The organism is Halobacillus alkaliphilus, from assembly GCF_900113125.1.
Classification (GTDB): Bacteria; Bacillota; Bacilli; order Bacillales; family Halobacillaceae; genus Halobacillus; species Halobacillus alkaliphilus.
On sequence record NZ_FOOG01000038.1, the window covers coordinates 25,395 to 36,735 of the forward strand.

Sequence of the window (11,341 nt, forward strand, 5' to 3'; positions counted from 1 at the left end):
CTCCCTTTCTGTCATTCCTTCAGTTATTTCACTTTAGTGCCATTGCTTAACGTCTGATCCACGGAAGCTAAGGACAGTGTTCCCTGATCATCTTCACCGGCTAGAATCATTCCTTGAGAAAGTTCGCCGCGAAGTTTCACAGGTTTCAAATTCGTGATGCAAATTACTTTTTTGCCAACCAGCTGTTCTGGAGTATAATGTTCAGCGATACCCGAAATGACCTGGCGTTTTTCATAACCAAGATCCAGCTGAATCTTTAATAGTTTATCCGTTTTTTTCACTGGCTCTGCCTTAACGACTTCAGCCACACGGAAATCAAGCTTCATGAAATCATCGATTGTGACTTCATCGGTTTCCGGCTTTGCTTCCTGCTCTTCTTCCTTTGGAGCAGCAGGCTTCTTCATCATATCCTTAATAATCTGTGTTTCTTCTTCGGCATCCAGACGAGGGAAAATCGGCTCTTCTTTCTGAACGGTCGTTCCCGCTTCAATCGCACCAAACTCGCTAAGACTCTGCCACGTTTTCTGCGCTTCTTCTTTTACACCAAGCTGTGTGAAAATACGTTCAGGAGTACGAGTTAAGAACGGCTGAAGCATAACTGCAATTTGGCGCAAGGACTCTGTCAGGTGGGCCATAACATTACCAAGACGATCTTTCTTACTTTCATCTTTAGCCAGGATCCACGGCTGCGTCTCATCAATATATTTATTCGTACGGCTGATAAACTTCCATAAATCAGAAAGAGCTACTGAGAACTCCATGTTCTCAAGAGCGTTCTCTACATTATGGCGGGTTTCAAGCGCAAGCTTTTCCAGACTCTGATCATATTCGTCTTCACCAAGGGTAAGTTCAGGAATTTGACCATCAAAGTATTTACTAACCATAGCTACCGTGCGATTTAGTAAATTCCCGAGGTCATTGGCCAGGTCATAGTTAGTCCGTTCTACGAATGCTTCCGGAGTGAAGACACCATCAGATCCAAATGGAACTTCACGAAGCAGGTAGTAACGAAGTGCATCGAGACCATAACGTTCACTTAGCTGGACAGGGTCTACAACATTCCCTTTAGATTTAGACATTTTTCCGTCTTTCATCAAAATCCAGCCATGGGCAAAGACTTTTTTCGGAAGCGGGAGATCGAGAGCCATGAGCATGATAGGCCAATAAATCGTGTGGAAGCGTACTATTTCCTTTCCTACAAGCTGAACATCAGCTGGCCAGAATTTCTGATAGCGCTCATCGTCTTCTGTATCGAACCCTAGAGCAGAAATATAGTTACTTAACGCATCAATCCACACATAAATAACGTGTTTTGCGTTACCAGGAACCTCTACTCCCCAGTCGAAAGTGGTTCGGGAAACGGCCAGGTCTTCGAGTCCCGGCTTAATGAAGTTATTAATCATTTCATTTTTTCGGCTCTCCGGCTGTATGAATGAAGGATTGTTTTCGTAGAATTCTAGCAATTGATCTACGTAATTACTCATTTTAAAGAAGTAGGATTCTTCTTTAACCTTTTCGACTGGACCGCCGCAATCTGGGCAGTGACCTTCATCAAGCTGACGTTCTGTGAAAAAGGATTCACAGGAAGTACAATACCAGCCTTCATATTCATCTAAATAGATATCGCCTTTTTTCATTAAGTAATCAAAGATTTTCGTAACGACTTCTTTGTGACGATCTTGCGTAGTACGAATAAAATCATCGTAAGAAATGTCGAGTTTATCCCATAAATCATTAATGCCGCTGACAATCTCATCCACGTAAACCTGGGGCTGCACCCCTTGTTCCTCTGCTTTACGCTGGATCTTCTGTCCATGCTCATCAGTACCGGTTAAGTACATGACTTCATATCCTTGCAATCGTTTATATCTTGCCATAGCATCACCGGCTACAGTCGTGTAAGCATGTCCGATATGAAGATTACCGCTAGGGTAATAAATCGGCGTAGTAATGTAAAAGGTCTTCTTTTCCTCAGGCATTATTTTCCCTCCTCTGAAATTCCAAGCTGTGTAAGCTTCTTTTCATTCATAATGGCTATTGTAACATTTTATCGATTTATCTACTTTATTTCCATTCCTAACATTAAAATATACCGAACGAATTGGATAACTGTCAAAAAAAAGTCAAGATTATACATTTCACATCTGTCATTACTTTGGTAAAATGAAGTGTAATCAAAATATGGTTATTTCAACCATTTTTGGTAGAGTAGAGAGTTTCTATTACTCACACAGGCCTGCTCACCTACTCAGTGACACTAACCCAAATACCCTCCAAGGTATATTAAAATGGAAATAAATTTGGGTTATAAGTAATTGACACGTTTGGGAATGGTTGGTACTATAATTGCGAGACATATGTCGAAACATGACGAAATAACTTTTGATTGAGGGGAGACAAAAAAATGAAATCTACAGGTATCGTACGTAAAGTTGACGAGTTAGGTCGTGTGGTAATTCCGATCGAACTACGTCGTACATTAGGAATCAATGAGAAGGACGCATTGGAAATTTATGTTGATGATGATCGCATCGTCCTTAAAAAGTACAAGCCTAACATGACTTGCCATGTTACGGGGGAAGTTTCTGATGAAAATATGAAACTAGCAAATGGCAATCTTGTGTTAAGTAAAGAAGGCGCACAAATTCTCTTGCAAGAACTGCAGCAAAATCTTAAATAGATAAATAAACAAAGAATGACGACATTGGTTAATAAAGAGAAAGAAACAACTAGACATATGTTGTAATATGAAATCCCTTACTGTTCACAGGCCTGGCAGTAAGGGATATCTTTATTCATGCACATGGTAAGCCTGGTACACCTCTCGCTTGGATAGTTTTCGATCCATGGATGTTTGTTTAATTGCCTGCTTGCTCTTCATCTGCTCTTTTTCCATGTAGTGTTCCACATGTTCAATAACGGATAAGTGTGTCCACCAGAATGGATCCTCTTCTTCCTCTTCAAAGGATGCCCCTTCAACAATGATGCAGAATTCCCCCCGTATTTCCTCTTTCGCAGACCATTCAAGGAGTTCTTCCAAGTTTCCTCTTACGAATTCTTCATACCTTTTTGATAGTTCCCTCGCGATCGTCGCTTTTCGATTTCCCAATTGTTCATGTGTATGGGAAAGCATTTCTTTTAAGCGGTGCGGTGATTCATAAAAGATTAAAGTGGCTTGTAAAGATTGCAGTTTTTCCAATTCTTCTATTCGGTCCTTTTTCTTACGTGGCAAAAAGCCACAAAAATAAAATTTTTCGGTAGAAATTCCAGAACCAGCTAGCGCAGGAAGAGCCGCATTTGCTCCGGGAAGCACAACCACAGGAATATCCTCTTCAACGCACTCTTTAACCAGATCTGACCCAGGGTCTGAGATTCCCGGCATACCGGCATCGCTGACTACAGCGAGCTGTTCACCGTTCCTCATGCGCTCGATCAGCTGAGGACCACGGCTTTGTTTATTATGTTCATGATAGCTGATTAATGGAGTTTGAATACTAAAGTGATTCATCAATTTTTTGGTATTTCTTGTATCCTCTGCTGCAATTCCAGCAACCTCATTTAGAGTTGAGACAGCTCTAAACGTCATATCTTCTAAATTACCTATAGGGGTAGGAACAACATATAAAGTTCCAGATTCTGATCCATCTTTATTATAGCTTTTCTGTATTTTCAACTTCGGTCTCTCCTTCCAATGTTTCAGTAATCCATTGTTCTTTTTTCACACGGGATAATTGCTTAATTCGATATTCCTGTTGCAAAGCTTCTCGTTTAGTTTCGAATGCTTTTGTATATTCAAGTTTAAAGGGACCCCGGCCGCGTGTGTACTTGGCGCCTTTTCCAAGCTCATGCTTTTTTAAACGCGCTTCCAGATTATTCGTGTAGCCTGTATAAAGCGATTGATCACTGCAGCGCAGAATATACACGATATGACTATTCCCCATACAGAATCTCCTTCAATTCAGAAGTGTATTCACCTTCGGAAGTAAGGGCATATAAAGGAGGCAGAATCTTAAGTCCTGGTTTGCCATCTCTGGTTCCTTCAATTAATAAAGTATTTGCTTCTTTTCCTTCCTTTGGATAAACGAGACGCATCCGCTTAGGCTCTAAGCGGTGTTTTCGAAATAGCTCTATGATCTCTACCATCCGCTCTGGGCGATGAACCATAGATACTTTACCTCCGGATTTAGCTAATCGGCTGCAAGCTTCTATAACCTCTTCAAGCGTACAATAAATCTCATGACGGGCAATTGCCAAATGTTCATTTATATTCCGCTCATCCATTTGAGGAGTAGGGAAATAAGGAGGATTACAGGTAACGAGGTCAAATTTTCGATTGCCGTATCGAGCGGGCATATCTTTTAGATCGCCACGAATCATGTCGAGCTGTGTGTCGAGTTTATTTAACTCAATATTCCGGCAAGCCATGTCATATAGTCTTTCCTGAATTTCCACACCGGTTATGGGTACTTCAGAACGGGTAGATAGAAATAAAGGAATGACGCCATTACCCGTACAAAGATCGAGAATTTTCCCTCTTGTTTTAGGCACATATGTAAAATCAGCCAGTAATACAGCATCAAGAGAAAAAGCAAATACCGTCGGACTTTGAATGATTCTCATATTTTGCTTTGCTAATAAAAAGTCAATTCGTTCGTCATCATATAGTTGTACCATCATGCTTGTTTCCTTTCTAACGTATGGAAGTTAATCAGATCTTCATTATTATAGATGTTCCTAATAAGCTTATCATTGACGTTTTTTATTTAATATTAAACTCAGTTAATTCTCCGTGTTAATTGTAAAAGAAAAGCTCCCATTAGTTGAATAATTGATTTCGAGACATTTGTGAGAATTCGGTCCTCCGGGGGACGATTTCGCTTTCCGCGGGCATGTGGTGAGCTTCCTCGGGCTTAACAGCCCTTGCGGGATCTCACCGATCATGTTCATCCCGCAGGAGTCTTCATCATCCCCCTCCGGCCCTGGCCCAAATCAGAGGCTCGAAACGAGGTCATCCTTCACCCGCTTAAGAAAAATAACCACATGAGCATATTTTCTTTATTCAAGCTAAACTATGCGAGACAGCCTGTTGCATAAACATTTCAAACAGGTTAAGGAAGGGAGGATTCTCTCTTTCCGAAGGGTCCGTTCGCCCTAATAAAGTTGGGCTGTTGGGGAAATGGCGAGACTCCCATGGGAGAAGGAATCAGGTGAGATCCCGCAGGGAGTGAAAACGAGCGAGGAAGCTCACCGTTCCCCCATAGGAAAGCGAGTTATTTCCCCACCAGCCCTTCTCCACATATAGTAACGGACCCAACTTATCTCGAAACTGAGTCTTACACAATCCGGCCTTATACTTTAATAAATCTCTTATGAAATCAACAACAAGATTTAACAGACCTTAATATAAAGAGAGCCTTTCCTTGGAAGAGCAAGGAAAGGCTTGGACCTGGGATTATTTTTTCTTATTTAAAAAGGAGAGACAAAATAAGCAGTCTTCATCTCTCGGGCTTCCAAAGTGTAAATTACAAATGTGAAACCCCTCTTCATAAAGCCTGGCCAGGTTATCGTAACCTTCACCTACAGCAGGACCGCGTTCCTGCTTTGTGCCTGAAGAGGCCTTTTGCTTTTCTGCTTCATGTTCTTTGTCTAAACGCTGCCGCAAGTGATGATTTTCAAGCGATAAATGTTGATTTTCTTCTAGTAGATAAGCGAGCTGTTTTTTCAGATCACCGAGCTGTTCATAAAGCTCTCCTATTTGAGATTCTAAATGGGATACATGTTCGAATATAGCTTTTTTATTCACGCTTGACTCCACCCTTTTATTCTGCGGCTTCGGTTTGGACGACTCCCTCATCAATTAATTCCTGCAGGGAGTACTCAAGAACACGTTCTTTTTCTCTAAATTCGATCTGGACCATGCGCTCCAGCATATTTAAACCGACGACTTTCCCTTTCCCGAAGGAAGTAGCAATGTTCTCGCCTAAATCGGGAAGCTCCTTCTTAGCAGCTTCATAATCATCGTTTTCATACTTAAGGTAGCACATGAGCCTCCCGCACAATCCTGAAATTTTCGCTGGATTTAACGAGAGATTCTGGTCTTTCGCCATTTTTATGGATACAGGTTCAAAATCACCCAGAAATGTTGAACAGCATAGCATGCGTCCGCATGGACCGATACCACCAAGCATTTTGGCTTCATCCCGGACTCCAATCTGGCGCAGCTCTATCCGGGTTTTAAACACGGAAGCTAAGTCTTTAACCAGCGTTCGGAAATCAACTCGGCCGTCCGCTGTAAAATAAAAAATTACTTTATTACGATCAAACGTATATTCTACGTCTACAAGATTCATGTCCAATTTATGTTCACGGATTTTCGCTTCGCAGACACGATAAGCCTCTGCAGCGTTGTCGTTGTTTTCATCCACCGTCACCTTATCCTTATCATCCGCAATACGAATGACTTTCTTAAGTGGTAAGACTACGTCTTCTTCATCTACGGATTTATTAGCAATGACAACTTTTCCGAATTCAATACCGCGCACGGTTTCGACAATCACATAATCCTCTGTGGTCATTTTTAACTGTCCAGGGTCAAAATAATAAATTTTTCCCGCCTGTTTAAATCGGACACCTACAACTTCGATCATCCGGATCATCACCTCTGTAGTTGAAGGGTAAGTTGTTCCATCACTAAATTAGGATGGACATTTTGATTTATCTTTCGTTTCGCCTCAAGGATATAGGACAAACACTGCGCTGCTGACTGCCTCGACCACCTCATGGCCGCCTGCTCTAATTTCTCCCGTTCCGTTGTAAAGACGATGGAATTTTCCCGGTCCAAATAATAGTTAATTACATCCTGGAACCAGAGCATTAAGACATCAAGACCGCGCTGTAGCTGTTGTCTCTCTTTAAAGTGAGGCATCCACTGATGGTTGATAAATAGAAGTCCTTCATTTGGTTTATTTTGAAGCACTTCAATTAATTGTATCACTAATTTTCGCACATTAGCAAACCAATCATCATCATTAATCTCCATAGCTTCCGTTAAATTATTTGTTAAAGAAGCTAATATTTTTGCGTTTGATTGAGACACGCCTTCTTCTATAAGTTTACTCTCCACTCGCTCTGGGTTAAGAGGCTGAAAAGCGAGAAGCTGACAGCGTGATCGTATCGTGTCCAGCATTGTCTGGCCGCTTTCCGTAAGCAGCATAGCCGTTGTCTGCTGGCTCGGTTCTTCCAGAAACTTCAACAGACGGTTAGAAGCATTGGTGGTCATCCGATCGGCATCAACGATGATATAAACTTTTCGATTAGATTCCAGACCGGTATAAGTGAATTCTTTCTGAAGATGAAGGATTTGCTCTTTTTTAATGGATTGACCATCCGGTTCAATCCAATGAAGATCCGGGTGGTTTCCTGAATCTATTCTATTGCAATCCCGGCATGACTGACAGGGAGCAGCCCCTTCACGAAATTTACAGAAGATACTTTTAGCAAAAAGAATACTCATTTCCCTTTTACCGGTTCCGCGATTTCCTTGAAATAAATAGGCATGCGAAATACGGTCCTTATGGAAGCTGTTCATTAGCATCTGAGCAGCTAAAGGTTGAATTTCTTTCATTTCTGTCCATGTCTGCATATTGTTCGTCCGTCCTTACGTATATAAATTAATGAGCAGACCTTTAATCTCTCCAATAAACCCCAGTAAGTCGATTGTTTTCTTCTCCTCATCCATCATAGCTTCCGTCAGCTCGGCTAATTTTTCATCAACTGACTCTACGAGAGTTAGTTTCCTAGTTTGTCCATGATGATTCCAACTGTGGGAATGTTTTAAGTTCATTCCATAATTGACGGATTCTTTAACGAAATCCTTGATCAGTCTCTTATATTTAGCCAGGTCGCGAAAGGAACGAAACCGGGCTACACGCTCCCCTTGAGCATTTATACTTTTGATAAGCTGGTTTAGCTGAACTTCTTGAAGCTGCCTGGTTTGGGATTGAACAAGTTGATCAAATTTTGGTCTGCCTTGGGATTGTTGAGCCGCTTGCTTTTGGGCAGACTCCATTTGAGTTCGCATATCATGGGTGATTTTCATGTAAGGCGGCTCCTTTACGTTAAAACTGGAAAAAAGAATCGATAGGTAAAATAAAGACCGTAGCGCCACCGACTTCTACTTTTACAGGCTTAGGTATATAGGAATCGGCATTGCCTCCCATTGGAGAAATAGGCGCTACCATTTGTTCACGCTGACTGCAGTTATTTCTTATGATTTCCAGAGCATCGTCCACTTCTCCGTCCTCACAACCAATCATAAATGTGGTATTTCCTTCTCTTAGGAAACCACCTGTCGTAGATAATTTAGTGGTTTTAAAATCGTTCTCTGCTAAGGCATCGGTCAAACGATTACTGTCTTTGTCCTGGACAACCGCAATGATCATTTTCATTGGATCGGACCCTCCTGTTGGGTATTTTATATCATTATAACAAAATTAGTTATTTAGCTGCGGGAAGACGGGTGCGAAGAACTTGATAAGCTGCTGTTTTCACCTTATCAAAAGGCTGCCCGGCATTGATCACTTTAATACGGTTGGGATACTTGCCAGCCAATTGGTGGTAAGCATCGTGAACCTTTTGGTGAAAATCTATTTCCTCAAGGTCTAAACGATTCTGCTCTCTTCCTTTGTTGGCTGCAATTCGGCTCAACCCTTCACTCGGTTCTATATCAAAAAGCAGCGTGAGTTCAGGCATGCAATGTTCAATGGCAAAATCGTTTACTTTGTACACTTCATCCATTCCTAGCCCCCGCGCATACCCTTGATAGGCTAAACTGGAATCAATGAAGCGGTCGCATAACACAATTTTCCCTTCCTGCAGCGCTGGCACTACTTTTTCTACTAAATGCTGTCTTCGTGCTGCTGCATATAGAAGCGCCTCTGTACGGGCATCCATGGCTGTGTGAGAAGTATCCAAAATCACGTGCCTGATCTTTTCAGCGATCTCGATTCCGCCCGGTTCCCTTGTTTCAAGTACCTGGTACCCTTCTTCACTCAATTCTTTTCCAATGGCATTCAGCATGGAAGACTTCCCTGCTCCTTCTCCGCCTTCAAATGTTACAAATAATCCATTCACGACAATTCTCCTTTAACCACTCGTACTCCTTCTCCAATTCTTTCATTTTGAAAACGAGCTCCTTGTCCCAGAAGCGACTGGATTTGTTTTCTATGATCGTTAGATATTCGCTCCCCTTTCATAAGTAAAGGGATTCCCGGAGGATATGGAATGACATCTTCAGCTGATACGTAACCCACAGCTTTAGACCACTCAGCCCATTCTGATGGACTGACTTCTAAATCAGAGTAGCTTATATCTAAGGTTTGAATTTTAGGAAACGATGGTTGGTCTATTTTTATTGTAGCACGCTTTTCTTTGTTTTTTAATTGCGAATCTACATCATCCAGGCGCTGTTTTAAGAGTTCCGCATCCAAATGAGGACTTAATCCGAACGTTATTAATACTTGATCGGAAGTAGCAAGTTCAGGGTAAATTTTGAGATTCTCCAATACTTGAGCTATATCAAAACCGGTAAGCTCTCTGGCTTCTAACGTCATCTTAAGAGGATCATCATAGACAGAAAGCGGCTTTACTTCCCACTGGCTGGTTGCTTTCTTAAAAATCTCTCTTACTTCATGAATAAAAGTCAGAGTAGATCGTAATTCGTCTTCCGTCCGCTGTGCTAAAAAATATCTGGCTAGATCCAGACTTGCCATCAAGGGATAGGATGGGCTGCTTGATTGCAGAAGTTTTAAATAATGCTTTAATTTATATACTGGAAAGCGATCTTTTTGGCAATGTAGATACGAGCTCATTGTCATAGCTGGAGCCATTTTGTGGGCAGATTGAACAACCGCATCGGCCCCGGAGCGTAAAGCGGAAGTTGGAAAAGGATCTCCCAGCTGAAAATGGACTCCGTGCGCCTCATCGACCAGCACTGGAAGGTTATGTGCGTGGATGGTTTCCACTACTTGATTTAAATCATATGTACGCCCAAAATAATCCGGGTACGTTAAAAATACAGCCTTTGCTTCAGGGTACATGGTAATGGCATGTTGAACCGATTCTGCCGAAAGCTTACTATACCGCCCGGTTTCCACTTCAAATTCAGGAGAAATAAAAACAGGAGAAGCCCCTGCCAGTTCGATTCCATGTAACACTGATTGATGACTGTTTCTTTGTACAATAATAGTATCTCCACGTTGACATATAGCAAGAATCATCGCTATGTTTCCCGTTGTACTTCCATTCACTAAAAAAAAGGACTCATCACTGCCGAAATAACGCCTGGTCAAATCCTGCGCCTCAGCAATTACTCCTTGAGGAGAGTGTAAATCATCAAGTCCGTGAATTTCGGTGACATCTATGGATAAAATAGATTGAAAACTCTCTTGACCTTTATCCGGCCATACCTTTCCAAACTTATGTCCTGGGACATGAAAGGTAATAGGATCCTGCTTCAAATGATAAATTAACGCATCGTAAAGCGGCGTTTGATTTTGATCGTGCACTAGTATTCACCTACTTTTTTAATCTCTCATCCTATCGTACAGAAAACCCGGGCGCGGAGCAATTCGACCATAAAAAAAATCACCTCATCCTAAATGAAGTGATTCTCTCATAGCTGCTAAGCTTTTCTTAAGAAAGGATCATGGACCGATGAGCTTTAGCCATCTGATTCACAAAAAACTGGTATTTAGGATCGTCGGTGGACGTCTGTATCATTTCTTGTTCACAAGAAGCACAGATATAAACTCTTAATAAAAATATGCCGTCTTCCGTTTCTTTCGAACATATGCTGCAGCACTCTTTACGACTCATTCAAATTCCCTCCCTGCTTTCTTCTAATCTTTTAACCAGGTATTATATCTATTTCTAGTATCTCCGAATCTATCATTTATATACTTCTATCATTAAAAAAAGATACAAAAAAACCTTAGAACTTATTCTAAGGTTAACTATTGACGTGGCGGCGTCCTACTCTCACGGGGATCGACCCGACTACCATCGGCGCTGAAGAGCTTAACTTCTGTGTTCGGCATGGGAACAGGTGTGACCTCTTCGCCTTCACCACCACATCATATACAGTTTGAGGTAAACCCTCAAAACTGGATAAGGCAATCATTCAACCATCGGACGAGCGAACGTCTCTTCCGACTTCTTTTTTAAAGGATAGATAAGTCATCGATCCATTAGTATCCGTCAGCTCCACGTGTCACCACGCTTCCACCTCGGACCTATCAACCTCATCGTCTCTGAGGGATCTTACTTACTTGGCGTAAGGGGA

13 protein-coding genes and 2 rRNA genes are annotated in these 11,341 nt (G+C 41.7%); 1 reads left to right on the forward strand and 14 read right to left on the reverse strand.

The features are described 5' to 3' along the window. Window positions 1–23: 23 nt before the first annotated feature. A complete protein-coding gene (gene metG, locus BMZ06_RS16365; protein WP_089753617.1) occupies window positions 24–1,979 on the reverse strand; it encodes a methionine--tRNA ligase in 1,956 nt (651 codons plus the stop codon). Between the two features lie 425 nt (window positions 1,980–2,404). Here metG and BMZ06_RS16370 point away from each other — a divergent pair, with 425 nt between their 5' ends. After that, window positions 2,405–2,680 (forward strand): transition state genes transcriptional regulator AbrB, encoded by a 276-nt coding sequence (locus BMZ06_RS16370; protein WP_014641347.1) that lies wholly within the window; start codon window positions 2,405–2,407, stop codon window positions 2,678–2,680. Between the two features lie 111 nt (window positions 2,681–2,791). Here the strand turns inward: BMZ06_RS16370 and rsmI are convergent, their stop codons facing one another. The 13 genes from rsmI to BMZ06_RS16435 all read right to left on the reverse strand — a co-directional run. Further along, window positions 2,792–3,673: a 16S rRNA (cytidine(1402)-2'-O)-methyltransferase gene (gene rsmI / locus BMZ06_RS16375; RefSeq protein WP_089753620.1), complete on the reverse strand. Its 882-nt coding sequence runs from the start codon at window positions 3,671–3,673 to the stop codon at window positions 2,792–2,794. Then, on the reverse strand, window positions 3,651–3,941 hold the full coding sequence (locus BMZ06_RS16380; protein WP_089753622.1) for a GIY-YIG nuclease family protein: 291 nt from the start codon (window positions 3,939–3,941) through the stop codon (window positions 3,651–3,653). Before BMZ06_RS16380 ends, rsmI begins: the two co-directional genes overlap by 23 nt. Continuing rightward, on the reverse strand, window positions 3,931–4,674 hold the full coding sequence (locus BMZ06_RS16385; protein ID WP_089753624.1) for a tRNA1(Val) (adenine(37)-N6)-methyltransferase: 744 nt from the start codon (window positions 4,672–4,674) through the stop codon (window positions 3,931–3,933). The genes BMZ06_RS16380 and BMZ06_RS16385 overlap by 11 nt, the downstream gene beginning before the upstream one ends. A 778-nt stretch (window positions 4,675–5,452) precedes the next feature. Beyond that, entirely contained in the window at window positions 5,453–5,803 is a 351-nt protein-coding gene (yabA, locus tag BMZ06_RS16390; protein WP_041601128.1) for a DNA replication initiation control protein YabA, read from the reverse strand. Window positions 5,804–5,819: 16 nt separating this feature from the next. After that, complete coding sequence (locus BMZ06_RS16395; RefSeq protein WP_089753628.1) at window positions 5,820–6,647, reverse strand: PSP1 domain-containing protein; 828 nt, start codon at window positions 6,645–6,647, stop codon at window positions 5,820–5,822. A gap of 8 nt (window positions 6,648–6,655) precedes the next feature. Continuing rightward, window positions 6,656–7,642, reverse strand: coding sequence for a DNA polymerase III subunit delta' (gene holB, locus BMZ06_RS16400; protein ID WP_089753630.1), 987 nt, complete (start codon window positions 7,640–7,642; stop codon window positions 6,656–6,658). A 15-nt stretch (window positions 7,643–7,657) separates the two neighbouring features. Continuing rightward, window positions 7,658–8,098: a YaaR family protein gene (locus tag BMZ06_RS16405; RefSeq protein ID WP_089753632.1), complete on the reverse strand. Its 441-nt coding sequence runs from the start codon at window positions 8,096–8,098 to the stop codon at window positions 7,658–7,660. A gap of 19 nt (window positions 8,099–8,117) precedes the next feature. Further along, window positions 8,118–8,447 (reverse strand): cyclic-di-AMP receptor, encoded by a 330-nt coding sequence (locus BMZ06_RS16410; RefSeq protein WP_014641339.1) that lies wholly within the window; start codon window positions 8,445–8,447, stop codon window positions 8,118–8,120. A gap of 49 nt (window positions 8,448–8,496) precedes the next feature. Next, complete coding sequence (tmk, locus tag BMZ06_RS16415; protein ID WP_089753635.1) at window positions 8,497–9,132, reverse strand: dTMP kinase; 636 nt, start codon at window positions 9,130–9,132, stop codon at window positions 8,497–8,499. Continuing rightward, on the reverse strand, window positions 9,129–10,565 hold the full coding sequence (locus BMZ06_RS16420) for an aminotransferase class I/II-fold pyridoxal phosphate-dependent enzyme (protein WP_089753637.1): 1,437 nt from the start codon (window positions 10,563–10,565) through the stop codon (window positions 9,129–9,131). The genes tmk and BMZ06_RS16420 overlap by 4 nt, the downstream gene beginning before the upstream one ends. 127 nt (window positions 10,566–10,692) lie before the next feature. Then, window positions 10,693–10,875 carry a sigma factor G inhibitor Gin gene (locus tag BMZ06_RS16425; RefSeq protein WP_089753639.1) on the reverse strand — a complete coding sequence of 61 codons (183 nt, stop codon included), beginning with the start codon at window positions 10,873–10,875 and terminating at the stop codon, window positions 10,693–10,695. Window positions 10,876–11,018: 143 nt separating this feature from the next. Beyond that, a 5S ribosomal RNA gene (gene rrf / locus BMZ06_RS16430) occupies window positions 11,019–11,132 on the reverse strand. 94 nt (window positions 11,133–11,226) lie between these two features. Further along, a 23S ribosomal RNA gene (locus BMZ06_RS16435) occupies window positions 11,227–11,341 on the reverse strand; the annotation flags it as partial.

Excerpts from the sequence above, each read along its gene's own strand:
- metG (WP_089753617.1), bottom strand. The coding sequence starts at position 1,979 with ATGCCTGAGGAAAAGAAGACCTTTTACATTACTACGCCGATTTATTAC.
- BMZ06_RS16370 (WP_014641347.1), top strand. The coding sequence starts at position 2,405 with ATGAAATCTACAGGTATCGTACGTAAAGTTGACGAGTTAGGTCGTGTG.
- BMZ06_RS16380 (WP_089753622.1), bottom strand. The coding sequence starts at position 3,941 with ATGGGGAATAGTCATATCGTGTATATTCTGCGCTGCAGTGATCAATCG.
- BMZ06_RS16385 (WP_089753624.1), bottom strand. The coding sequence starts at position 4,674 with ATGGTACAACTATATGATGACGAACGAATTGACTTTTTATTAGCAAAG.
- BMZ06_RS16395 (WP_089753628.1), bottom strand. The coding sequence starts at position 6,647 with ATGATCGAAGTTGTAGGTGTCCGATTTAAACAGGCGGGAAAAATTTAT.
- holB (WP_089753630.1), bottom strand. The coding sequence starts at position 7,642 with ATGCAGACATGGACAGAAATGAAAGAAATTCAACCTTTAGCTGCTCAG.
- BMZ06_RS16405 (WP_089753632.1), bottom strand. The coding sequence starts at position 8,098 with ATGAAAATCACCCATGATATGCGAACTCAAATGGAGTCTGCCCAAAAG.
- BMZ06_RS16410 (WP_014641339.1), bottom strand. The coding sequence starts at position 8,447 with ATGAAAATGATCATTGCGGTTGTCCAGGACAAAGACAGTAATCGTTTG.
- BMZ06_RS16425 (WP_089753639.1), bottom strand. The coding sequence starts at position 10,875 with ATGAGTCGTAAAGAGTGCTGCAGCATATGTTCGAAAGAAACGGAAGAC.